Origin of the sequence: Rhizobium sp. RHZ02 (genome assembly GCF_014851575.1) — a bacterium.
Taxonomy (GTDB): domain Bacteria; phylum Pseudomonadota; class Alphaproteobacteria; order Rhizobiales; family Rhizobiaceae; genus Rhizobium; species Rhizobium altiplani.
The window spans coordinates 1-23,392 of the sequence record NZ_JACUZX010000003.1 but is presented as its reverse complement, the minus strand read 5'-3'; the positions used below and the strand labels follow the sequence as shown (position 1 = coordinate 23,392).

The following is a 23,392-nucleotide window of genomic DNA, read 5'->3' as shown; positions in this document are numbered from 1 at the left end:
GCACCTAGCCTATCGTCGCCTTGGCAACTTCAACGAGCGCCGCCTTGACATCGGCCTCGTCGGTCAGTGGTTCAATAATTGCGGCCCTGACGGCTTCGACCATGGGAATTCCGGCCTCGACAAGCGTCGCGCAATAAATCAGGAGCCGGGTCGAAACGCCTTCCTCGAGATCCTGTCCCTTCAACGAGCGGAGCCGTCGGGCGAGATCGACGAGAGACGCGACCCTGGCTTCAGGAAGCCCGCTCTCGCGCGAGACGGTGGCGATTTCCTTGTCCCGCGGCAGAAAGTCGAATTCGATCGAGACGAAACGCTGCCGCGTGCTGGGCTTCAGCGCCTTCATAAGGTTCTGGTAGCCGGGATTGTAGGAAACGACGACCATGAAGCCCGATTGTGCCTCGAGAAGCTCGCCGGTTCTTTCCAGGGGAAGGATCCGGCGATCGTCGGTGAGCGGATGGAGGACCACTGCCACGTCCTTGCGCGCCTCGACGATCTCATCGAGATAGCAGATGCCACCGTTGCGAACCGCCTTTGTGAGCGGGCCGTCGATCCATACGGTCTCGCCTCCCTTCAGGAGGTAGCGACCGGTCAGGTCTGCCGCGGTCAGGTCGTCGTGGCAGGATACCGTCGATACGGGCAGCCCCAGGCGGGCTGCCATGTGCTGTACGAACCTGGTCTTGCCACATCCTGTCGGGCCCTTTAGCAGGACCGGAAGTTGCCGCGTCCAGGCGCTTTCGAAAAGGGCGCATTCATTGCCTTGAGGCGCATAGTAGGGAATTTCGTCCTTTGGATGCAGCGGATGATTGAGGGCTATTGTCATGACTGATCTCCAGTGAGGGGGCCCGCCTTATTCGGCGGGCTGTACTGCTGCGTTGGGCATGCGTGCGCGTCCGGGGACAAGCACCGACCAGATGAACATCAGCGCGCTGATGAAGACGAAGACGCCGGAGCCGAGCCTGACCCAGTAGAAGAGGGCGAGCTGGTCCTGGACGTCCATGTAGGACTGACCGAGAACGCGCTGCAGATGAACCTGGATGACGCCCGCGAAGGTCAGCGCGAAAGTCATGACCGACATTGCCCCGCACATGATCCAGAAGCTGCTGATCGAGAGCCACTGGTTGTATGGCGCGCGTCCGCGGATCTGCGGGATGGCGTAGGCCATGGCGGCGAGATTCAGCATCACGTATGCACCGAAGAAGGCGAGGTGACCGTGAGCGGCGGTGACCTGCGTGCCGTGGGTGTAGTAGTTCACCGACGACAGCGTATGCAGGAAGCCCCAAACGCCGGCCCCGAAGAAGGCCATTACAGAACATCCGATCGACCAGAGGAGAGCCGCCTTGTTCTCATGCTTGCGTCCAGCCCTCCAGGTCATGACGAAGGTGAAGACGACCATGGTGAAGAACGGTGCGACTTCGAGGGTGGAGAACAGCGAGCCGATCCACTGCCAGTATCCCGGTGCGCCGATCCAGTAATAGTGATGGCCGGTGCCGAGGATGCCTGAAAAGAGGGCCAGGCCGATGATGACATAGAGCCACTTCTCGACGACTTCGCGGTCGATACCGTTCAACTTGATCATGAGGAAGGCCAGAACCGAGGCCATGATCAGTTCCCACACGCCTTCGACCCACAGGTGAACGACGTACCACCAGTACATTTTGTCCAGCGCAAGGTTTACGGGGTTGTAGAAGGCGAACAGGAAGAAGATTGCAACGCCCCATAGACCGAACAGAAGGATGTTGGTGATGGTGGTCTTGCGCCCCTTGAGAGCCGTCATCGTGACGTTGAACAGGAACATCAGGGCGACAATGACGATACCGACCTTGATGGCAAAGGGCTGCTCCAGGAATTCCCGGCCTTCGTGAATATGGAAGAGGTATCCGACGACCGCCACTGCGGCGGCCACGAGGAAGATCCAGAACTGCGCCTTTGCGAGTTTCGGACTGTAAAGCTCCGTCTCGCACTCCTCGGGAAGGAGGAAGTATGTGGTGCCCATGAAGCCCATGAGCAGCCATACGATCAGTGCGTTCGTATGTACCATTCGAACGATGTTGAAAGGCAGCATGACGGAGAGAGTGTTGGGCAACACGTAGATTGTGCCCGCGATCACGCCGAACAGGAGCTGTGCCATGAAGAGGCCGAGCGCTCCGTAAAAGTAGAGCATCGCAACGCTCTGAGTCTTGTACTTCATCTTAAAAACCTCTCCTGTCAGCCGGCTTGGTTCGGTGGCCAGTTTTGGGTGTTCGTCTTGCTGACCCATTCGAGGAAATCGGCAAGGTCGTTGACCTCCTGGTCAGTCAAATTGAATTGCGGCATCTGCCTGCGCCCCTCGATGCCTGATGGCTGAGCGGCCATCCACGCATGAAGCGCCTCGCGGGCACTTGCCGGATCCTTGTCGCCGCCCCAGCGTATCCAGACGTTCGACAGTTCCGGCGCGAAGTAGGCGCCTTCACCGTCAAGCGTATGGCAGTTGATGCAGGAGTTCTTTTCCCAGATGTGTTTTCCGCGGGCGACGCCTTCTGTCAGGGTCGCCTCGTTGGTGGACACCGTTCGAATGTAATAGTGGCTGTGGGCCGTAAGGCCCACGAATATAGCGAAGAAGAAAGCGGACCCGCCGTAGAACACGTTTCGGGCCGCGGTTTTGGTCAGGCGTTCAGCCATCGATCATCCTTTCATGTCAGTGGCGGTGCCGCCGTGACGTCGGAAATCGAGCCAGGGGCTCGTTATTGGTGGATGGCCGAATTCCGCCGGGGGGTCTTTGTCAATTCGCAAGCAAGCGAAGGATTACGCATTGTTGGCGAGGTCTGAGCTCGGCGGCGGGCGTCATAGAAAGGCAGCCGGATGTCGACAGACCAACGTTGCCGGGCTGGACACCGGGAAGACGTCGAAGCCCGCTCCGACGGCACCTTCGGTCGATAGCAAAATAGCGTCCATTGCGAGGGGCACCTGCGCCGGCACCGACCCGATTACCTTGCCGCGCTCGACGGATTGCTTTGTCTGCTCTGGACCAGTGCGATCTAGAAAAACGTGCTCGAAGCGAGGGTCTTCAGCAATGCCATGGAAAGGATGGTCATCGCCCATGCAATCAAGGCTGGGTAAATCGGCGAACGGCGACCGCGAAGTCCAAGGAAATCGGCAGCAACCAACCTGACTTTTGCGATCGCAACAACGACCACAAGCGCCATGAACGCCGGTCTTGATGCGACGCCTAGATAGGTCGATCCGATGGCAATGCATCCGGTGAGCGCGAAGAGATAGGCAAGCGCCTTGGTCGGACGTGCGGAAGTCCGGTTTTCGATTTTCATAGAAGGTAGACCAGCGGAAACATTACGAGCCACACAATGTCGATGACGTGCCACAGGGTCGTCATCAGGTGGACGTTCTCACGGGAAGGGAAGCGAGCTATCAGGGCGAGCACGCAAGAGCCGAAGAGCACATGCGCCAGGTGGAAGCCCGTTATCAGCACATAGAGCGTCGAGAACGCGTCGTTTGAAAGAAGGGACGCTCCCTCCCGACCGTACTCATGGACCTTCAGGGCAGTGAAGAGAAACCCTCCTGCCGCAGCTGCGAGCAACAATAACCGCCGCTCCAACAATCTTGTTTGCCGGGCGGCCATTGCGGCAAACCAACCGCTTGCAAGCAGGACGACCGTGTTTGCCATGGGTATGGTGGTGTCCAGCCTTGCCCTGCCTGCGAGGAAGTCCTCCGGACTAATCCAGGAGGCTATCACAAACGCAGCCAGGAGAGCCCCGAACGCGGCCAGTTCGCTCCAGGCAAGAATCCAAACAAGCAGGTCGCCAGTTCCAGGCTCCGCGAGATCGTCTGATGTCGTCGAGGTCATGCGCCCTCGATAGGCAATGGATCTGCTTTCTTCTTTGAGGAAACGCAAAAACCCCAGGGTCCTCGCATCAGCGGTCAATCCTGTCGGCAAGGTTTTGTTTACCAAGACATGAGACCTTGGTGCCGTCCTAGACGATATCCGGGACGGCAAAGGCTGGCATTTCGTATTGAGTAGCCAGCCCGTTCCCCCACTTCTTCTTGCTCCTTCCGTCGCTTCCGGGCCTGCTGTTGTCTCTTTGATCGATCTCAAAGACGTCTGTTCTCGACCGGCCTATGGTCCGCTTCAAAGGAGAACATAATGACCGACGCCCAGATCGGACTTTCCATAGCCACCCCTGTGATCGTCATTTTCGCAATCACGCTCTACCGCATGGGCGTCCTGCAGCGGACGGGCGTCGTGTCAGCCGTCCTTGCCGCCGTTGCGATCGCCGCAAGCCTCTTTCTGCAAAGGTAGATGGCGATCATGCAAATGCCGAACAAATTCGCCGAGCTCGAGGCCTGCTACGGGCAGCTTGTATCGTGGTGCGACCTTCTGGAAGCGATTGCCGATTTTCTTCCCTGCCACGTAGACGAGAGGCTGTGTGACACCGTGACGGGCGGCCTGATCCCGCTGCTCCAGGCAACCCATAGCCTGGAGGAACATGTTGTTTCTGCGTCACTGCATGCAATCATGCCGGACCATGATCGCGTGGAGGCCGAAAATAGAAGATCCACCGAACGGCTGTTCGACATGGATGCCGCGCAAGAGGTGGTCGACGTCCTGCTGGCTTTGAAGAACGGCGACTGCAGGCTGTCGTGGGATGCCATCGGATATCTCCTGCGATCGTTCTTCTGCTTGATGCGGCGACGCATCAAGGCCGAACGGGAAATCGTAGGGCAGATCCGGAAAGCACTTGCGCGACATGAGGGCATGACCGTTCTGGACGCACAGCTCGCGACTGAGATCGTCTAAGTGCGTCTGTTTGAACAGTAAGCTTCGGGGTGATTGTGATGTCGTCGCCGGCGACCTTTTAAAGGCGGAACCGACGCCACCCTCGAACAGCTCGGCAATGGGGCCGCCAATCTTCAACCGGGCCACGAATCAATCGCCTCATCTGTGATATCCGCCCAAAATCCTTCTTTCCAATTGTAGCGGCGCGCGACCAGACAACCGGGCCTGGCGGGTGCAGCCTGAACTTGAACCGGGTGACTACGCCGAGTTGCCGCCGCAGCAGAGCCGAACGATCGGTTGTTGTTTAGAGCAATAGAGCGACGTAGCCGCACCGCTTGCAGCGGGTTACAATAGCTCACAATGTTCAAGAGATTTCTCATGGAACGGGAAGATCGCCCGGGAAAGGCTTGGCTTTCCCGGTTCGTTGCTGGGCGAGCGGAAGCAGAACGATGGTATTTCGGCCATCAAGCATCACCGACGCCAACGGCGAAGGAATGCCGCGCGGCCCTAGTGAATTACATGCCGAAGTTGACGCTCCACTACGACCGCGCCTGCGACCTCGTTGGCGACGATGACGTGGCGCATCGAATGCTCAGTCACTTCCGTCCTGCGCCAGAACGCCATGGCTGCAGTCAGGCCGTCTGGTTGGGAAGAGGAGGGCCAGCCCTCATCCGCAATTTCGATTACCCACCCGATATTGTTTCGGAACGATTTGAGATCACAGCGTGGTCGGGAATGCGGGTGATCTGCAAGGCGCAGCGGCCCTGGGGAGGCTGTGTCGATGGTATGAACGAGGACGGACTCGTCGCCAGTGTCACCCTTGGCGGCAGCCGTGCTCAAGGACTTGGCTTCTCGATCATTTTGATCATCCGCTACATCCTCGAAACTTGCCACGATGTAAGTCAGGCGGTGGCGACGCTCTGCCGAATACCAGTAGCGCTCCCACAAAACGTAACTGTCCTCGACCGTTCAGGGCACTACGCCACAGTGCTGCTCGCTCCCCACCAGCGGCCGATCGTTACCAGGTTGAAGGCCTGCACGAACCACCAGCGAACCCCCAGACCCCCATCGTCATCATTGGCGCGCCAGCATCTGATTCAGCAGGCGATCGATGATCCAACCATGACACTCTCGCGACTGACCGATCTATTTCTTTTGCCGCCGTTGTATTCCAGGAGCGGTTCCTTTCTGACGCTTTACACTGCCGTCTACCGCCCCGTGGAAGGGAGAGTGGACTATATCTGGCCCGGCAAGCACTGGTCCCAAAGTTTCGAGGATTTCGAAGAAGACGAGTATATGCACAGCTATGGCTAGCCACTCACTCCTTCCACAGCCATAGTTCTGCCACCCAACAATCAGCAGCAGTCGCCAACTCTCTCGGCGGATGTATCGTGTCTATCTTCGCGCATATTGACGGCAAATGGCTGGCGTTTTGGCGAGGAGACTGACCGAGTGGGCTTCGCAACTACGCGCTGCCCCCCATGAGCTTGCCAGCCCCCAGAATCTTGCCGCCGGCGGTCGAGGTGTCGTTCGCCTTCTTCCACAGGTTCATGGTGGCTTCCGCGGTCCCGGATGATGTTGCCGGGGCCGCAGACTTGCGACGCAGTTGCGTGCGCGAGGGAATAGTGCTTTTGAAATCAGAAAGGTCGAGAAGTTCGCTACGGGCTGAGATTTTAGACAAGGTCACGGTTGATGCTATCGTATTCTGATCAGTTCGCCAGTCTGCTGAAAGAGCCTGTTGTCCAGTTTGCGATCCTCGTTCTTCTGAGAATGCTCGCGACGCCATTGACGGGCGATCGCGTAATTGGACGGCTCGCGGCCAACATCGTATTTTTCGTCGCCCTAACGGCTTTGCTCCTTTACCATAGAATTCCGCCGTATGCGCCTGATATAACTGCGGAAACGGTGGCTGATCGGATCGGCTCCGGGATCCTCAAAGCGATCTGGTGGATCGGAGGAGCGATGCTCCTTGCCAGTTTGGTCCGCACGTTTTTGACACTCGAACGGAAACCGAGGGAAGGGCGACTTCTGCAGGACCTGGTAGTGGGGATTGTCTATCTTGGCGCCGCGTTGAGCATCATCGCATACGTCTTCAGTTTACCAGTGGGCACCCTCATCGCCACCTCCGGTGTGTTCGCTATCGTTTTGGGTCTGGCTTTGCAAAGTACCCTCAACGATGTTTTCTCCGGCATTGCGCTGAATCTCGGAAAGCCCCTGTCCGTAGGTGACTGGATCAGATTGGAAGACGACACGCAAGGAAGCGTTGTGGAAACCAACTGGCGGTCCACCGAACTCCTTAGCGGCACCAACGACCTAATCATTGTGCCCAATAGCGTTCTCGCCAAGAGCCGGATAGTCAACATCAGTAGTCCGGACAACACACACGGCTCAACCTTGAAATTCAAGCTGGCCCCGACCAAGCCGCCATCAGTAATCCTCCAGACCATGGAACGTGTACTGTTGAGCAGCAATGCGATCATGAAATCGCCCCCTCCCACCGCGAATTTTACGGCGATGGATGCGAACTATCTGGAGATCGAACTGTCATTTCGGGTGTCGGAACGCAGTCAACTGCCTCGTGCTCGAAACGAATTATACGATCTCGTCTTTCGTCACACCGAGGCGTCAGGTCTTCAGCTTGCCTCCGACGGAGGAGCTACCAGGGTAGTCCTCACCCAGGAGACACCCGAGATGAGTGTCCAACGACAAACGTCAAGGCGGCGTCTTCTGGATGCGATTTCTCTGTTTTCCTCTCTGACAAGCGAGGAACGAGAAGAGTTGGCCTCCGCTATGAACAAGCTGTCGTTCAAGGAAGGCGATATCGCCGCCCATCGGGACACCTCGCTGACGTCGCTGATGATCCTTCGAAACGGTGTGATGACAGTCGAGGAGATTGAGGATGGCCAAACCATCGAGCTTGAACGCCTTGCTCCGGGTGATGTCTTCGGTGAGCGCGGGGTGCTGATGGGAGCACTGGAGCCGGGTGATATCAAGGCGATCACAGCCGCCGTAGTATATGAGATTCCCAAGGAACGGCTCGCCGCGATCATGCGAGAACGTCCCGCCATTGCGGAAGAACTGGCGATGCTATTGTCCGCTCGGTCGAAAGCGGAGGAACGCTTGCACATGGCGAACCATCTTTCTCCTCTGCAACATGCGTCGTCGGTATCGGCAAGGATAAGGCATTTGTTTGGTCTTGGATGACGTGTCTATCCTGAACCCCTATTCGACCGTGGTCCTGGAGGGACGACGGCGCAGCTTACGCAATTGATCTATCCGACCACGCCGCTCACAAGGCAGCGAAATAAACACACTGAAACATGCGACCGCGTTGCTCTCGGCAGTGAAACAGTGCCCAAACTGGGATTTGTTGAGCAGTGGTGCGAGGTCGACGTCGCCAGGATCTTTGTGTTCCGTAGTGGAGGAAGGTGATCTTCGTTTTTGGGGCCGGGTTATTGCAGCCGGGTGACGCATTCAGCAAATCCGATGCAGGCGCTCATCGCGGAAATCCCCATCAATGACAGATGGCTCTCCGACAACGGCAGGGAATCGATGAACTCGTCCAATTCCTTCACATGCTGCGGGTCAAGTTCACCATGCATCCTGTATGTCCGGAAAAGGGCTTTGGGGAGCCCTGTCCGGCGTTCGAGGTCATCGTACACCTCGGTGGTTCCGGGGTCGCTCTCCAGCATGAGGATATAGCCAAGCAACCCAACCGGGTGATGATGATAGATCCAATAATACTGGCATCCGACAAACGCGGCGGTCGTCGGCAGCGGGATCCGGTTCAATATTTCGTCCTTGGAAAAGCCTGCCGCGCAGAGGTCCTCGAGCGTCCAGTCATCGTGGTCCCTCTCCTCGTTGATATGGTGCTGAAAATAGCTCGCTAGCGGATCGCGAAGCGGGTCTCCTATCGGAAGCTTCAAGGCCTCGGAGCGAGCAGCCTCCATCAAGGGGACGCTCGCCCGGATGACCTGATGCAGCAGGATCAGATATTCCGGAAAGAGCCGGGCAATGTCGGGGCTGTTCCAAAGCGCGTCGAGGGATCTAACGAGATGCCCGTTGGTCATCGCCATTCTGAGCCGAAGCCGATCACTCGTTTCCATTGTAAAATCCCCATTGGCCGATCGCTGATTGACGCTTCGAAAGAAGTAAGGAAACGGAGCCAACAACAACATTCAACTTATATTAGTTATGGCTCAAACAATATCGAAAGTGTATAGTTGAATTGCTGGGGTGCTGGAATTTCATCTTGCTTCTGAGGGGAGACGACTATGGCTTCCGCGAATTACGACAAGCTCAAGCAAGCCAAGGTTTTCGACGACGAACAACAGATGGCGGACGAGCAAAAGAAGCAGCTTGAGGATCTGACCTCACAGGAGGTCAAGGCGCTGATCGACATCAAGGCGAAACTCGACAAGTTCGAGTGGCCGATTAAGACCGTCAAGAAGCCAACAATGCTGTAAGCACAGACCTCAACCCAATATAAGCTCGATTGACGCAAATGCCTGCTTTGCCCCGCAGACTTGATCATTCCGAGTGGGCTACCTTGATGTTTACGGACATCGAGGGGTCGACCTTGCTTGTCCAAAATCATTCCGAGGTCTTCTTCGAAGTGGTGGATCGCCACTTCGAGATCCTCAGGGAAAAAACGGTATCCAACGGCGGCAAGGTAGTGGTTGTTCACTCGGATGCCTTTTTCGCGTCGTTCGATAATGCGGACGACGCCTTTCTCGCCGCCGTCGAAGTCCAGAGAGCATTGTCCGAGGAAGATTGGCCCGACGATGTCGTTCTCAAGGTCAGGATCGGTCTCCATACCGGCGAGGTGTACCCCGTTTCCGACACGAGCATCGGTTACGTGGGAATTGACGTACACCGCGCGGCCCGCATTTCTGAGGCCGCGAGTGGCGGACAAATTCTCATGTCCAGTTCCACCATGGCCGAGTTGGACAAAGACAAAATCGCCGAGAAGGGCAGCGTTCGTTTCCTTGGCAGCCATCGGCTAAAGGACCTTTCGTTTCCAGAGCATCTCTACGAAGTCCAGATAGCCGGACTGTTGGTGGAATTCCCTCCCATAAAGTCCATCGACAACCACCCAACCAACCTTCCAAAGGCGACCAACAGCTTTGTCGGTCGCCAGAATGATATCTCGGCAATCATCAGCCTTTTGACGAGCGACCAGAGGCTGGTGACGCTCGCGGGTCCGGGCGGCGCAGGTAAGACACGGCTGGCCATCGAGACGGCATACAGGCTTGTTCCTGTCTATGGTGACGGTGTTTTCATGGTGTCGTTGGGTGCTGTCGCGAAACCAAGCCTATTCTTGCCTGTTGTCGCACAAGCACTGGGAGTGCCGGAATACCGTGGGCGCACAGTCCTGGAAGGACTGACCCACTTCATGACAAAACGACACCTTCTGCTCCTTATCGACAATTTCGAGCACCTCATCGAAGCCGCTGCCGATCTTAAAAAGCTGCTCGGTATCTGTCCCAGGCTGGATGTTCTGGTGACCACCCGCGAGCCGCTTAGGTTCGCGGAGGAGGTGGTCTATCCAGTCGCCCCGATGCAGCTTCCTGACGCAACTGCCCATGAGGCAGTCAGTCAGTCCGATGCCGTGCAATTGTTTGCGGAGCGAGCACGAGCCGTGAAGCGCGACTTCGTTCTCGACGAACGCACTGTGCCGTTGGTTGCCAATATTTGCAGACGTCTGGACGGTCTTCCTTTAGCGATTGAACTGGCCGCGTCAAGGCTACGGATACTGACGCTTGCCGAACTGTCGGGCCGCCTTGACCAGAGCCTGTCCATCATCGGGAAAGCCCACTACGACGACGACCAGAGGTACACGACATTGAGCGAAGCAATCTCCTGGAGCTATCGCCTGTTGAATCCCGACGAGCAACGTTGTTTCGCAAGGATGTCGGTTTTCAGGGGCGGTTTCAGCCTGGCAGCAGCCGAGCACCTGTGTGGCGATCAAACGCGACCCGACCTGCCGGTTGTCGATATCCTGATTTCCCTGTGCGACAAGAGCCTTCTCACGACGAATACCGCTGGCGGGAGTTCGCGTTTTTCCATCCTGGAGACAATCCGGCAGTTCGCCCTGGGAAAGTTGCAGGAATCCGGCGAACTCGATTCCTGCAAGGATGCCCACGCGATCTACTATCTGCAATTCGTCGAGCAAGTGTCACCTGGATTGGTGGGTCCGGACCAGCGGCGGCTGGTCGGAGAACTCCAGATGGAAATGGACAACATCCGGGCGGCCCTTGGCTGGAGTTTGGAGCGCGCCGATTTCGACCATATCTGTCGATACCTGCAAGCAGTGCTGTGGTATCTGATCCCAAGGGCCCAATTCACTGAAGGGCTCATGTGGACAGATCGGGCCTTGGCCATCGCTTCGGGTATCAATGGAACGCGAGAGTTCGCGATCCTGAATGACGTTGCCGGTTGGTTCAAATTGATTTCCGGCGATTACGCGGGTGCCGTGCCGAACTTCGAAGTCGCGCACGAAATTTTCAAATCCCTCGGTCACGCCGAGGATGTTGCCCGCACCATGATCACGCTCGGAGCAACCATGGCGGCGACCATAGAGAGCGACACCGGGCCGAACATGGTTATTGCCGCCCTGGATGAGTGCAAGAAGCTCGAAGACTGGCACTCCGCCGGAATTGCGCTTATCGCGCTGGGAGAAGGCGCGCGTGGTGGCGGTGACATGCAATCGGCGGCGGAGTGTTACGATGAAGCCCTGACACTCATGCGACGATCAGGTGACCAATATTGGATGGGCGCGCTTCTGCTGAATATGTGCCATGTCTGCATCAGCAACGGCGATGTTGGGGCCGCGAGGCATTACCTGCGCGAGGCGATCCAGCTGGCGACCGAATTTGACTACACCATGATGATCAATCTCTACGTTGCCCTTGCAGGAGAGATCGCCTTGAAGGAATCAAACTTCGACGATGCCGCAAGGCTGTTCGGAGCGGTAACCACGATGCTGCATCGGGTCGGCGTCACATTCGAGTTTGCCGATCAGGTCGAGTTCGACAAGGCGATTGAGTTGACAACGGCGCAACTGGGTGCCGAGCGTTACGGCGAACTGCACGCGGAAGGGATGTCTTGGGATAAAACCAGGGCGCTGGCGTTCGCGCATGGAATTTCGCATCAAGAATAAGGTTTGCGACTGACCTCGCGTGCCACTATTCGAAGTCTTTGATGTAGGCACGTACTGTCGCAACGTCCCCATTCGATACGGCAAATATAGCGTCACAGGTCTGACAAGGCTGACAGCGCCGGGACGTCGCTTCATATGCCCCATCATCGATGCGACCGCGTCTGGAGATCACTTTTTTCGAGCTATTCCAGCGCTTCCTTCCTGCATTGGAACTGTATTCGTCCCGTTTCATGCGCTGCTTCCGAGAGGTCGAAGCACCGACCCGCACTTCCGGTCGATTGAGGAAGTCGCGTCCGCGTGTCGGGATCGTTTCACGCGTGTCGGAAACCCGCCAGGCAGCGATGCGAAATCAAATTCAAACAGAGCTTGGACTTACCCATCACATCGTCAGGGCGACCGTCGGCGTGGTTACATTGCGCAGAAGGCTTGCGAGCGCATCAACATGCCGAGGCAGCCGTGGAAGGCGTCTTCGGGGTCTCTACGGCTTGCCATCTCGGCAGCCGTGCCGAAGCCCGGCTTCGTTGGCAAAGTCAGCTAAAGAAACTCTGCCCTCGAGCGACAAAAGTACTTTGACCAAGTTCTTTGGTTAGCCGACCGACCGCCCACTGAAAAGCTATACCTCGGCACTCTTGACAGGCGCCTTCGCGCGATATCCTATCGCATCACGATTTTTAGCAAAGTGCGATGCTGTGGGGTGACGCTGGTGTTCGTACGAGGGGTTTTCCTTGCAAGCTGTCTAAGCCTCCTGGGCGCGGTGGCGTCTGCTGAGGAGGCCTATCCTCCGGACATGGCCGACCGTGTCCAGGCCTGCACACCCTGTCACGGGGAGCAGGGAAAGGGCACGAACGATCCGTATTTCCCACGGCTTGCGGGCAAGCCCGCCGGATATCTCTACAACCAGCTGGAAGCGTTCAAATCGGGCAGGCGGAAATATCCGCCGATGAATTATCTCCTCGCGTTCCTGACGGACGACTATCTGCGGCAGTTTGCGGCATATTTCGCCGATCAGCGGCCGGCGCTTCCCGAGAAGCCGCCAACGGATGCCAGCGCAGCAGTGCTTGATCACGGGCACACGCTTGTGACGCAGGGCGACCTGGACCGCTCCATTCCGGCCTGCGTGAGCTGTCATGGCGGCTCCCTGACTGGCCAGGAGCCTGGCATTCCCGGCCTCCTCGGCTTGCGCGCCAGTTACATTAGCGCTCAGCTCGGAGGATGGCGCTATGGAACACGCACGGCCACTGCGCCCGACTGCATGCAGCTCGTCGCGGGACGTTTGACGGAAGACGATGTTCGAGCCGTCGCAGCTTATCTCGCCAATCAGGCTCAGCCCGCCGATCCTGCGCCATCCGCCGCCGGCTCTTATTCGTTGCCCTTCGCGTGCGGCAGCCAGCCCGAGAAGGGGAGGACGCCATGAGCGCGCGTTTTCGAATATCAACCGCTCTTGTCGTGTCATCGATGTTGGCGATAGCCGCAACGCTGGTGCCGGCTGCCGCACAGTCGCCGCAATCGGGCGATGTCGTCAAAAAGGGAGAGTATCTGGCGCGAGCCGGGGACTGCGTCGCATGCCATACGGCGCCCGAGGGCAAATTATTTGCTGGGGGTCGTTCGATGCCCACGCCTTTCGGCACGTTGTATACTTCGAACATCACGCCCGACGCCGAAACGGGCATCGGGAAATGGTCGGCGGACGATTTCTACAGGACCATGCACAGCGGAAGGTTCCCGGACGGCGGTCTCCTCTATCCGGCGATGCCCTTTGCCTCCTACACAAAGGTCACGCGCGACGACAGCGATGCGATCTTCGCCTATTTGAAGACGATTGCGCCCGTGCGCCAGACGAACCGGCCGCATGACCTGCAATTCCCATATAACAACAGGTCTCTGATCCTCGGCTGGCGAACCCTCTTCTTCAATGAGGGCGAGTTCAAGCCGAATCCAAAGCAGTCCGACGAGTGGAACCGGGGAGCCTATCTCGTGGAGGGGCTTGGCCACTGTGGCATGTGCCATACGCCCATCAACGCACTCGGCGGGAGTCGCGAGTCCGAAGCATTTCAGGGCGGCTTGATTCCGATGCAGGACTGGTATGCTCCATCACTGACATCGAACAAGGAAGCAGGCTTGGGCGACTGGTCGATCGAGGAGATCTCGGATCTCTTGCAGAAGGGAATATCGACGCGCGGAGCGGTCTACGGGCCGATGGCCGAGGTCGTGTACAACAGTCTTCAGTACATGACCGACGAGGATACGCGCGCGATGGCCGTCTATCTGAAAAGCATCGCGCAGGATGAACCTTCCCCGCCAAAACCTTCCGTCAGGACCGAAGAAGCAAGCCTCCTCATCAGTCTCGGGAAGACTGTCTATGACAAGCACTGCGCGAGCTGTCATGGGGCTGAGGGCGAAGGAAAGCCTCCTCATTACCCGCCGCTAGCCGGAAACCAGTCGATCCAGATGGAATCGGCCGTAAATGGTATTCGCATGGTTCTTAACGGCGGATATCCGCCGGCTACCGCCAAGAACCCCATGCCGCATGGCATGCCGCCATTTGCCGTCACGCTTTCCGACGACGAGGTCGCCGCGGTAGCATCATATATCAGGACGGCATGGGGCAACCGTGGCACCCCGGTCAGCGCCGCCGAGGCGAACAAGCTTCGATCTGCTCCACTGCAATGAGGACGACATGATCAATCCTGACGAGCCTGCCCATATCCCCGACGACCGGATGGTCGAACGCATTGTCGCTGAAGGGCCACGAGGAGCAGTTGTTGTGGCCGGGATTGCGACCGCCGCCGTCGTTGCAATGTGGGTCTTGTTTTATCTGCTTGTGTTCGTGCCCCGGAGCGTCTGATGAGCGATGTTCACAACGAAGCGGCGGCGGTCGCTGAACGCATCGAACGGCGCTGGGCGACCGTTGCGATCTTGATTATTGTGTTTTTGGCGGGGATGGCGGCGTTCGCCGGGATACATCAGGCGACCATGCCGCAGACAGCGGTCGAAACCATCGACCCGACCACGATCCATCTCCAGGGCGAGTTCATTGAATCCAATCTGGGCAGCGCGGTGGAGCAGGATGGCTCCGTGACGGTAAGGGCGATCGGCCAGCAGTATTCGTTCTCCCCGCCCTGCATCGTCGTTCCAACTCAGACCCCGGTTACCTTCAGGGCCACCAGCGCCGACGTCGTGCATGGCTTCCTCATCCAGGGCACCAACATCAACACGATGCTCGTTCCTGGCTACGTATCGGTTCAGAAGGCCAGCTTCGACCAACCCGGTGAACACCTCATGCCATGCCAGGAGTTCTGCAGTGTTGGCCACGAAGGCATGTGGGCGAAAGTGAAGGCCGTCGACAAGCAGCAGTTCCTTTCGGAAATTGCGGACAAGAGGAGGCTTTCCTGTGCTCCATAATCGCAGGCTAATTCTGGCGCACTTCTGGCTCGCCTTCGCGACCTTTGGCCTCGCCCTGCCGCTCGGCGCCTGGCAGATGTACGTCCGCAGTCCGCTCTCTCCCTGGATCAGCAATCCTGAATGGTATTACCGTTCCCTGACCGCTCATGGCACGGTGATGGGTTATGTGTTCCCAACGCTTGTCGCAATGGCCTTCGGCTATGCGATCAGCGAGGCTTCCCTGAAGCAGGCCCTCGTTGGAGTCCGCTGGGCCTGGACCGGTTTTGGGCTGATTGCGGTCGGCGCTGTCATCGCGATGATCCCCGTGTCCCTTGGTCGGGCGTCAGTGCTTTACACCTTCTACCCGCCTTTGATCGGAAGCGCGCTCTACTATATCGGCGTGGTGATGGTCGTTGTCGGCTCCTGGATCTGGGTGGCTCTCATGTCCATCAATCTGAGGGTTTGGAAAAGGGCCAATCCGGGCGCACCAGTGCCACTCGCCATGTTTGCCAACGTGGCCGGCTCGTATCTATGGGCATGGACCGCCGTCGGCGCCGCCCTGGAGCTACTGCTGCAAATCATCCCGGTTGCACTCGGGTTCAAATCGACGATCGACGCCGGTCTTGCGCGCGTGTTCTTCTCGTGGACATTGCACGCAATCGTCTATTTTTGGCTCATGCCGACCTATATCGCCTACTACACGATCGTTCCGCGGGCGATCGGCGGTCGCGTCTTCAGCGACAGCATGGCGCGTATCTCGTTCATCCTTTTTCTCGTGGTTGCCATGCCGATCGGCATCCACCACGCCTTCGCCGACCCTCAGGTCGGTGCAGGTTTCAAGTTCATCCATTCCACTTTCACCGCCCTGGTCGCACTTCCAACGCTGCTGACCGTCTTCACCATACTGGCGTCTGTGGAAATCGCGGCGCGTGCGCGAGGGGGCAGGGGCGCCTTCGGCTGGCTGACCGCGCTTCCCTGGCGCAACCCCATGATGCTGGCGGTGACGTTCTCCTTCATCATGCTCGGCTTCGGCGGGGCCGGGGGGCTCATAAACATGAGCTACCAGCTCGACGCGTCGATCCACAACACACAGTGGATCACCGGACACTTTCATCTCATTTTCGGCGGCGCGATCGTCATAATGTATTTCGCCATCGCTTATGACCTGTGGCCCCATCTGACGGGACGTCCTCTCGTCAGCCTTGGTCTGGTCAGGCTCCAGCTCTGGCTCTGGTTCATCGGAATGATCGTGACGACTTTTCCCTGGCACTATGTCGGGATCCTCGGCATGCCGCGCCGGATGTCCTTCTTCGACTATACGGATCCGGCGCTTGCGAACGAGGCGGTTTCGGTCGTGCTCTCGGCAATTGGCGGGTTCATTCTCGTTGCCTCGGGTATTCTTTTCCTTGTCGTTCTTATCCGCTCGCATCTCGCTTCGCCGAGCCAGCCGGAGGAGTATCGGTTCGCGCTGGCCGTCCATCCTACCACCAGAGTTCCTGCTGCCCTGAACAGCTACGGTCTTTGGGTTGGCCTGATGGTAGCACTGACGATCACGAACTATGGATATCCGATCCTTCAACTTGCCATACGCAATGACACCTCCGTGCCAGCGGTATATGTGGGAGAAAGGTGATGAACGGCGACAGGCTGACCAGCTTTCGGAACCGGTGGACGCTGACCAGCGTCTTCGTCACAGCCGCAATCTTCGTTGTCGCCGCGCTATTGGGCTTTGTGCTGCTTCCGCGCCTTGACGCAAGGGAGCAGGTGGTGGGCTTATGGGATACCATCTGCCGGGCCGCCGGGCTGCCGCAGCGCGGAGAAGCTTCTGAACCCGTGCAGCCAGGTTACAAGACGTCTCTTGTGAAGATTGCAACCGCAGTTTCGCGAACTCGCAACGAGGAGGCGATAGGGAGAGGGGCCACGCTTGCGCAGCAGTGCGCCATCTGTCACGGCCCCACAGGCATAAGCCGCGCAGACTCCCCGAATCTGGCCGGCCAGTATGCGAGCGTGGTCTATAAACAGCTTCGCGACTTCAAGGACGGCGTTCGTGTCAATGCTGTCATGAGCCCGTTCACAGCAAAACTGACCGAGCGGGACATGCAGGATCTTGCTGCATACTACGCCTTCTTGCCGCGACTGCCGGGCTTTCATCCCGCCGGGGCCAATCCGGCCCCGCGGATCGTGATCAGCGGCGCGCCAACGAGAGGAATCGCGCCCTGTGGTTCGTGTCATGGCACTATTGAAAACAAGCTGGGCAGTCCGTGGCTCGAGGGCCAGTCCGAACTTTACCTCAAGACCCAGCTCCAGGCCTTCGTATCTGGCTCGCGGCAGAACGACATCAGCAGTCAGATGCGCAACGTTGCGCGCGCGATGACGCCCGAAGAGATTGAAGAGGCAGCGCGGTACTACGCAAACCAGCCGCCGCCTTATCTGTCCACCGAATGAACCGATCCGTCGCAGTGTCGTCAAAATGCCGGGGCTTCGAACGGTGCTTGAATGGCGACTGCATCTCGTTCGATCGCGCCCGTGTGGTTACACGCCACGTGAAAAAGAACGACCGATAAAACATTTCCTCTGACGGGGGAGGGCGAGGTCCTCACCGCGATCGTGTTCGGCTGTCAGTCACTCGGCGGAAGGCGGTCTCATCCACTTGCCGTCCTTCCAATGAATGGCCACTTCGCGTGCGGTTTCCGCGGCAGATCAATCAACCATCTGCGAGGAGGCGGATCCATGCGCTCTGGCTATGGCATCCTGCAGATCCTCGATCGGCGTCGATCTCGTCATCGCATTGCCTTCCAGCTCTTTCGGCATCTTCCAGCCGGGGTCGACGCCTTCCATGTTTGGAAGCTCATGGGCGATCCCTTTGTGGCAGTCGATACAGGTTGCCTGTCCGGATAGCAGATATCGGGTGTGAATCTCGGCAGCGCGCTGCGTCTGCTTCTGCAGATCCATTGCCACCGCGGTGTGGCAGTTGCGGCATTCCAGGCTGTCATTGGCCTTCATACGCGCCCATTCGTGCTGTGCCAACTCCAACCGCTTCTCCAGGAATTTGGGCCGCGTATTGATCGTGCCGAATATCTTGCCCCACACCTCCTTGGATGCCTGCATCTTGCGAGCGATCTTGTCGGTCCATTGATGCGGCACGTGACAGTCCGGACAGGTGGCCCTGACGCCTGAGCGGTTCGAGAAGTGAATCGTGCGAGACAGTTCCTGGTAAACATTGTCATGCATCTCATGACAGGAGGTACAGAACTTCTCGGTATTGGTGAGTTCCAGCGCCGTATTGAACGCGCCCCAGAACATCACCCCGCCAATGAAACCGCCGAGCGTCAGGACGCCGAGCCCAATCGTGGCCGCAGGCGTCGTCAGGATCGACCAGGCCCAGACAATCGCTTTCTTGATCCATGAGATCATCGGCGTCACTCGCTTCCGGCAGGCTTGACGCCCATTTCGCTCATATCCCTGAACAGGTTGTTCACCAGCGGACGCACGTCCGCCTGCGGCACGTGGCAGGCGGTACAGAAGTAGCGCCGGGGCGAAACGTCGGCGAGCATCTGGCCGTCACGGGTCATGTAGTGCGTCACGCTGATCATCGGCGCACCGGAGTCCTGGGTGAACTCCCGCTTGTGGCAGGAAAGGCATCGGTTCGCGTTCACCGACAGTTCGTATCCCTCGATCGAATGAGGGATCACTGGTGGCTGGTCGGGATAGGCGCGCATCCTGCGACGGTCGTCCACGATCCACTTCGGCAGTGGCGCCGCCGGGCCGATCGCCATCGACGGCACTCGCCCCACCAGTTGCGGTGCCGCCTCCGGCAATACCTGGGCAATCGTGGCCGTCGCGACGAAAAGCAGAATACCCGCCGTGACCAGCATCCAATCAGGCCGCCTCAAATGGCGACGGGGAGAATCTTGACCGCGCATTTTTTGAAATCCGTCTGTTTTGAGATGGGATCGGTGGCGTCGAGAGTAACCTTGTTGATCAGTTGGCTTGCATCGAACCAGGGAACGAAGATGACACCGGGCGGCATGCGGTTTCGCCCGCGCGTCTCGACACGCGACCGGATCTCGCCGCGACGTGAGACAATCCGCACTTCCGCACCCTGGTTGATGCCGCGCTTGCGGGCGTCCTCCGCGTTCATGAATACCCGTGCACCCGGGAATGCCTTGAAGAGCTCGGGAACGCGCAATGTCATTGAACCCGAGTGCCAGTGTTCCAGCACGCGGCCAGTCACCAGCCAGACGTCAAACTCCTCATCCGGGGCCTCCGCCGGCGGCTCGTAGGGAACGGCCAGGATGACCGCCTTGCCGTCCGGCTGGCCATAGAAGTTCACGCCTTCGCCAGGTTTCACGAAAGGATCAAAGCCTTCGCGATAGCGCCAGAGCGTCTCCTGGCCGTTGACCACCGGCCAACGCAGCCCGCGCACCTCGTGGTACATGTTGAAGGGTGCGAGATCGTGGCCGTGTCCGCGCCCGAAGGTGGCATATTCCTCAAACAGGCCTTTCTGAATGTAGAAGCCAAAGGCCTTCGCTTCCTGATTGTCGTAGTCGGCATTGAGTTCGCTGAGGGGAAAGCGGTCGACCTCGCCATTGCGGAAGATCACGTCAAACAGGCTCTTGTCGCGATATTCCGGATTGGCGTCGAGGATATTGGCGGGCCAGACCTCGTCGGTCTTGAAGCGCTTGGAGAATTCCGCGATCTGCCAGAGGTCCGACCGTCCCTCTCCGGGGGCTTGGACAAGCTGGCGCCAGAGCTGGGTGCGGCGCTCGGCATTGCCGTAGCCGCCCTCTTTCTCGACCCACATCGCAGCCGGCAGGATCAGGTCGGCGCTCATCGCCGTGATCGTCGGATAGGCATCGGAGACGACGATGAAGTTGTCCGGGTTTCGGTATCCCTGCCAGGTCTCGTTGCTCGTGTTGGGTGCTGCCTGGATATTGTTGTTGACCTGCACCCAGTAGAAATTGAGCTTTCCATCCTTCAGCATGCGGTCCTGCTGAACGGCGTGATAGCCCGGCTTTTCCGGGATGATGCCATGCGGGATGCGCCAGATTTCCTCCGCACGCTTGCGGTGCTCGGGATTGGTAACGGTCATATCGGCCGGGAGGCGATGGGCGAAGGTGCCGACCTCGCGCGCGGTACCGCACGCCGACGGCTGCCCGGTCAGTGAGAAGGGACTATTGCCGGGCTCCGATATCTTACCCGTCAGCAGGTGGATGTTGTAGACCATCTGGTTCGCCCAGACGCCGCGCACATGCTGGTTGAAGCCCATCGTCCAGAGCGACATGACCTTGCGTTCCGGATCGGCGTAGAGTTCCGCCAACTGCTCGAGGAAGCCTGCATCAACGCCGCTCAGCTCTGCTGCCTTTTCCAGCGTGTACTCGGACACGAATTTCTTGAAGGCGGCAAAGTCAATAGGCTCCATCTTCGCCGGATCGGTCGCATTGGCAGCCTTCAATTCCAGCGGATTATCCGGCCTCAACCCGTAACCGATGTCGGTAACGCCGCGGGCGAACCGCGTATGCCGATCCACGAAGTCCTGGTTGACCCGCCCGGTCTGGATGATGTGGTTCGCGATGTAGTTGAGGATTGCCAGGTCCGACCCCGGCTTGAAGATCATCGGTATGTCCGCGAGATCCATGCTGCGGTGGGTAAAGGTGGATAGAACCGCAACCCTGACATGCGGGTGACCGAGACGACGGTCGGCGACGCGGGTCCACAGGATTGGATGCATCTCCGCCATATTCGAGCCCCAGAGCACGAAGGCGTCAGCATGCTCGAAATCGTCATAAACGCCCATCGGCTCATCCATGCCGAAGGTGCGCATGAAGGCGTAGGCCGCCGAGGCCATGCAGTGGCGAGCGTTCGGATCAAGATTGTTGGAGCGCAGGCCGGCGCGCATCAGTTTCGTCGCTGCATAGCCCTCGAAGATCGTCCACTGGCCGGAGCCGAACATGCCGACGGCCGTCGGTCCCTTCTCCTTCAGCACCTTCTTGCATTGCTCGGCCATCACGTCGAACGCCTCGTCCCAGGTGATCGGTTCGAACTCGCCGTCCTTGGCATAGGCGCCGTTACGCTTGCGCAAGAGCGGCGTCTTCAGCCGGTCCTCGCCGTACATGATCTTGGAAAGGAAATATCCCTTGATGCAGTTCAGGCCGCGATTGACCTCGGCCTGCATGTCGCCATGGGTGGCGACCACCTTGCCATCCTTCACGCCGACCATCACGCCGCAGCCGGTGCCGCAGAAGCGGCAGGGTGCCTTGGACCATTTGATCTCGAGCGCCTCGACGCCGCCTGGGACCGGCTGGGCGGCGGCAGGTAGTGCTATACCGGCGGTCGCCGCGGCGATGCCGGCGGCGTGGGCCTTCAAGATGTCACGCCGCGTCAGTGTTCCGGTCATCGCTTCGCATCTCCTCTGTCTCGACGTGCTCGAAAACCATGCTCGCCGTGATCACCCCATCAAGCAGCGAAATGCGCGTCAGGCATTCGCCGAGCATGCCCGTATTCGTTCCCTCGATCACCACGACGATCTTGCCGCCGCCGTGGCCATGGACTTCGACATTCTCTATCCCGGCGATTGCAGCCAGGACGTCTTCGGTTCGCGCCGGCACCGTCGCGATCACCGCGCTGGAAATATGATAGCGCTGCGGCTGCTCAGACATCGGCGGCCTCCGCTTCGCGGGCCTGGAGGCCGATGGCGCTGACCGGGCATATGCTGAGGCACGCGCCGCAACCGCTGCAGAGCGCTTCGTTCAATTCCGGAACGAACGGGCCGCCCATCCGGGGACGGAAGCGGATCGCTTGCTCGGGACAGCATTCGCCGCACGACTGGCAAGCGACGTGGCGCTTCGCCAGGCAACCATCGCCGACTACCGCGACATGCGGGAAACGATCGGCTTTCACGGTCAAAAAGACGGGTTCGGGACAGACCGAGCTGCATTCGCCGCAGAAGGTGCATTCGCCAAAAGCGAAATCGATCGAGGGCATCCCGTCCGAAAGGCGGATGATGCCGGTCGGACATCGTTCGGCGCAAAGCCCGCATCCCGTGCACGCGTTGAGGCTTTCGGCCGTCGCCCCAGGAGGACAGATTCCGATATTTCTCCTGGCGGGTCGGCCGAAAAACAGCGATCGACGTGAGATGGGCTCTGTCCGCATGACGCCCTCAATGACCCGCAGGCGGCCCCGGCGGGCCGTAAATGATCTGGAACATCCAGACGAGGAAGCCGTATCCTCCGACCACGCCAACGGCGACGAGCGGCCAGATTCCAAAGGCCAAGACGAGGAAAGCAAGGACCTCGACCCGCCGCCGTCCGCGGGGGTTGATTTCCTTCGGAGCTTTGTCGATCAAATCAGTCATGGCGGCTCCCCCACAGCAAAAATCGTAGCACACGTTTTTGGAGACGCAAAGTCTCAATTGCACTTCCTCTTGCGTGCAAGGACCGTGGGAAAGTTGAGCTGTTTCGCCGGGGCGGTCGGGCGAGCGCAGCGATCTTTGAGGGAGCGCAAATACCGGGAGCGCCCTTCGACCTATGGAGGTCACAATCGCCCTGCAGCCGCTTGCTTAGCAAGGGGACGCCAGTCGGCGAAGCGATCGATTGAAGCGTCGAAAGGTCAACGCGTGACAGACAGCACAGAGCAAGAAATCGTAAACGAGCCGACTCGCCGTGATTTCCTTTATCTCACCACAGGCATGGCGGGGGCGGTTGGGGCCGTTGCGGTTGCATGGCCGTTTATCGACCAGATGCGTCCGGATGCTTCGACGTTGGCGCTGGCCTCGATCGAGGTTGACGTTTCCAGCCTCGAGCCGGGAATGTCGCTGACGGCCAAGTGGCGCGGCAAGCCGATCTTCATCCGCAACCGTACGCCCGAGGAAGTGAAGGCTGCCGATGAGGTGCCGCTTTCCGACCTGAAGGACCCGGTGGCGCGCAACGCCAACCTGCCGTCCGACGCGCAGGCGACGGGCGTCGACCGTTCGGCCGGCAAGGACAAGGAAAACTGGATCGTCATGATCGGCTCGTGCACCCATCTCGGCTGCATCCCGCTCGGCCAGGCCGGCGAATACAATGGTTGGTTCTGTCCCTGCCATG

26 protein-coding genes are annotated in these 23,392 nt (G+C 58.8%); 13 read left to right on the top strand and 13 right to left on the bottom strand.

Annotated features, from left to right (window positions below; genetic code table 11):
* Positions 1-4: 4 nt before the first annotated feature.
* From IB244_RS05610 to IB244_RS05590, 5 genes are all read right to left on the bottom strand, one after another.
* Positions 5-817, bottom strand: coding sequence for a CbbQ/NirQ/NorQ/GpvN family protein (locus IB244_RS05610; RefSeq protein ID WP_062368241.1), 813 nt, complete (start codon positions 815-817; stop codon positions 5-7).
* A gap of 27 nt (positions 818-844) precedes the next feature.
* Entirely contained in the window at positions 845-2,185 is a 1,341-nt protein-coding gene (locus tag IB244_RS05605) for a cbb3-type cytochrome c oxidase subunit I (RefSeq protein ID WP_018856217.1), read from the bottom strand.
* 17 nt (positions 2,186-2,202) lie between these two features.
* Complete coding sequence (locus tag IB244_RS05600) at positions 2,203-2,655, bottom strand: c-type cytochrome (RefSeq protein WP_018856218.1); 453 nt, start codon at positions 2,653-2,655, stop codon at positions 2,203-2,205.
* A 356-nt stretch (positions 2,656-3,011) separates the two neighbouring features.
* Complete coding sequence (locus IB244_RS05595) at positions 3,012-3,299, bottom strand: hypothetical protein (protein WP_192303335.1); 288 nt, start codon at positions 3,297-3,299, stop codon at positions 3,012-3,014.
* The gene (locus tag IB244_RS05590; protein WP_192303333.1) at positions 3,296-3,835 is read right to left on the bottom strand and encodes a cytochrome c oxidase subunit 3; all 540 of its coding nucleotides are present in this window, start codon (positions 3,833-3,835) and stop codon (positions 3,296-3,298) included. The genes IB244_RS05595 and IB244_RS05590 overlap by 4 nt, the downstream gene beginning before the upstream one ends.
* A gap of 297 nt (positions 3,836-4,132) precedes the next feature.
* Here IB244_RS05590 and IB244_RS05585 point away from each other — a divergent pair, with 297 nt between their 5' ends.
* The 3 genes from IB244_RS05585 (at position 4,133) to IB244_RS05575 (ending at position 6,079) form a co-directional block, all read left to right on the top strand.
* Positions 4,133-4,288 (top strand): hypothetical protein, encoded by a 156-nt coding sequence (locus IB244_RS05585; protein WP_018856222.1) that lies wholly within the window; start codon positions 4,133-4,135, stop codon positions 4,286-4,288.
* Positions 4,289-4,786, top strand: coding sequence for a hypothetical protein (locus tag IB244_RS05580; RefSeq protein ID WP_409564049.1), 498 nt, complete (start codon positions 4,289-4,291; stop codon positions 4,784-4,786).
* Positions 4,787-5,125: 339 nt separating this feature from the next.
* Positions 5,126-6,079 (top strand): C45 family autoproteolytic acyltransferase/hydolase, encoded by a 954-nt coding sequence (locus tag IB244_RS05575; protein ID WP_192303331.1) that lies wholly within the window; start codon positions 5,126-5,128, stop codon positions 6,077-6,079.
* A 151-nt stretch (positions 6,080-6,230) separates the two neighbouring features.
* On the opposite strand, the gene IB244_RS05570 is transcribed toward IB244_RS05575, so the two are convergent.
* Positions 6,231-6,452: a hypothetical protein gene (locus tag IB244_RS05570; RefSeq protein ID WP_192303329.1), complete on the bottom strand. Its 222-nt coding sequence runs from the start codon at positions 6,450-6,452 to the stop codon at positions 6,231-6,233.
* Positions 6,453-6,457: 5 nt separating this feature from the next.
* On the opposite strand from IB244_RS05570, the gene IB244_RS05565 reads away from it, so the two are divergent.
* On the top strand, positions 6,458-7,969 hold the full coding sequence (locus tag IB244_RS05565) for a mechanosensitive ion channel domain-containing protein (protein ID WP_192303326.1): 1,512 nt from the start codon (positions 6,458-6,460) through the stop codon (positions 7,967-7,969).
* A gap of 248 nt (positions 7,970-8,217) precedes the next feature.
* Here the strand turns inward: IB244_RS05565 and IB244_RS05560 are convergent, their stop codons facing one another.
* Positions 8,218-8,871, bottom strand: coding sequence for an iron-containing redox enzyme family protein (locus tag IB244_RS05560; protein ID WP_192303324.1), 654 nt, complete (start codon positions 8,869-8,871; stop codon positions 8,218-8,220).
* Between the two features lie 168 nt (positions 8,872-9,039).
* Between IB244_RS05560 and IB244_RS05555 the strand changes: the two genes are divergently transcribed.
* From IB244_RS05555 to IB244_RS05520, 8 genes are all read left to right on the top strand, one after another.
* Positions 9,040-9,231 (top strand): aroma-sacti cluster domain-containing protein, encoded by a 192-nt coding sequence (locus tag IB244_RS05555; protein ID WP_192303322.1) that lies wholly within the window; start codon positions 9,040-9,042, stop codon positions 9,229-9,231.
* 38 nt (positions 9,232-9,269) lie between these two features.
* A complete protein-coding gene (locus IB244_RS05550; protein WP_409564051.1) occupies positions 9,270-11,927 on the top strand; it encodes an adenylate/guanylate cyclase domain-containing protein in 2,658 nt (885 codons plus the stop codon).
* Between the two features lie 703 nt (positions 11,928-12,630).
* Positions 12,631-13,341 (top strand): c-type cytochrome, encoded by a 711-nt coding sequence (locus IB244_RS05545; RefSeq protein WP_169684394.1) that lies wholly within the window; start codon positions 12,631-12,633, stop codon positions 13,339-13,341.
* The gene (locus tag IB244_RS05540) at positions 13,338-14,597 is read left to right on the top strand and encodes a c-type cytochrome (RefSeq protein WP_192303318.1); all 1,260 of its coding nucleotides are present in this window, start codon (positions 13,338-13,340) and stop codon (positions 14,595-14,597) included. Before IB244_RS05545 ends, IB244_RS05540 begins: the two co-directional genes overlap by 4 nt.
* 7 nt (positions 14,598-14,604) lie before the next feature.
* Positions 14,605-14,772: a hypothetical protein gene (locus tag IB244_RS05535; protein WP_018856232.1), complete on the top strand. Its 168-nt coding sequence runs from the start codon at positions 14,605-14,607 to the stop codon at positions 14,770-14,772.
* Positions 14,772-15,329: a cytochrome C oxidase subunit II gene (locus IB244_RS05530; protein WP_192303316.1), complete on the top strand. Its 558-nt coding sequence runs from the start codon at positions 14,772-14,774 to the stop codon at positions 15,327-15,329. Before IB244_RS05535 ends, IB244_RS05530 begins: the two co-directional genes overlap by 1 nt.
* Positions 15,319-16,941 carry a b(o/a)3-type cytochrome-c oxidase subunit 1 gene (locus IB244_RS05525; RefSeq protein WP_192303314.1) on the top strand — a complete coding sequence of 541 codons (1,623 nt, stop codon included), beginning with the start codon at positions 15,319-15,321 and terminating at the stop codon, positions 16,939-16,941. The genes IB244_RS05530 and IB244_RS05525 overlap by 11 nt, the downstream gene beginning before the upstream one ends.
* Positions 16,941-17,753 (top strand): c-type cytochrome, encoded by an 813-nt coding sequence (locus IB244_RS05520; RefSeq protein WP_192303312.1) that lies wholly within the window; start codon positions 16,941-16,943, stop codon positions 17,751-17,753. Before IB244_RS05525 ends, IB244_RS05520 begins: the two co-directional genes overlap by 1 nt.
* A gap of 255 nt (positions 17,754-18,008) precedes the next feature.
* On the opposite strand, the gene IB244_RS05515 is transcribed toward IB244_RS05520, so the two are convergent.
* From IB244_RS05515 to napE, 6 genes are read right to left on the bottom strand one after another with little or no spacing between them, the layout of a single operon-like run.
* On the bottom strand, positions 18,009-18,722 hold the full coding sequence (locus IB244_RS05515; RefSeq protein ID WP_162706186.1) for a NapC/NirT family cytochrome c: 714 nt from the start codon (positions 18,720-18,722) through the stop codon (positions 18,009-18,011).
* A gap of 5 nt (positions 18,723-18,727) precedes the next feature.
* Positions 18,728-19,231, bottom strand: coding sequence for a nitrate reductase cytochrome c-type subunit (locus tag IB244_RS05510; RefSeq protein ID WP_062368227.1), 504 nt, complete (start codon positions 19,229-19,231; stop codon positions 18,728-18,730).
* A complete protein-coding gene (gene napA / locus IB244_RS05505) occupies positions 19,198-21,705 on the bottom strand; it encodes a periplasmic nitrate reductase subunit alpha (RefSeq protein ID WP_192303310.1) in 2,508 nt (835 codons plus the stop codon). The genes IB244_RS05510 and napA overlap by 34 nt, the downstream gene beginning before the upstream one ends.
* Positions 21,680-21,967, bottom strand: a complete 288-nt coding sequence (locus IB244_RS05500; RefSeq protein WP_112825375.1) for a chaperone NapD — start codon at positions 21,965-21,967, stop codon at positions 21,680-21,682. The genes napA and IB244_RS05500 overlap by 26 nt, the downstream gene beginning before the upstream one ends.
* Positions 21,960-22,460 carry a ferredoxin-type protein NapF gene (locus IB244_RS05495; protein ID WP_192303308.1) on the bottom strand — a complete coding sequence of 167 codons (501 nt, stop codon included), beginning with the start codon at positions 22,458-22,460 and terminating at the stop codon, positions 21,960-21,962. Before IB244_RS05495 ends, IB244_RS05500 begins: the two co-directional genes overlap by 8 nt.
* A 7-nt stretch (positions 22,461-22,467) precedes the next feature.
* A complete protein-coding gene (napE, locus tag IB244_RS05490) occupies positions 22,468-22,662 on the bottom strand; it encodes a periplasmic nitrate reductase, NapE protein (RefSeq protein WP_192303306.1) in 195 nt (64 codons plus the stop codon).
* A 333-nt stretch (positions 22,663-22,995) separates the two neighbouring features.
* Between napE and petA the strand changes: the two genes are divergently transcribed.
* Positions 22,996-23,392: ubiquinol-cytochrome c reductase iron-sulfur subunit (gene petA, locus IB244_RS05485; RefSeq protein WP_246734374.1), on the top strand; the 397-nt coding region annotated here is incomplete at its 3' end.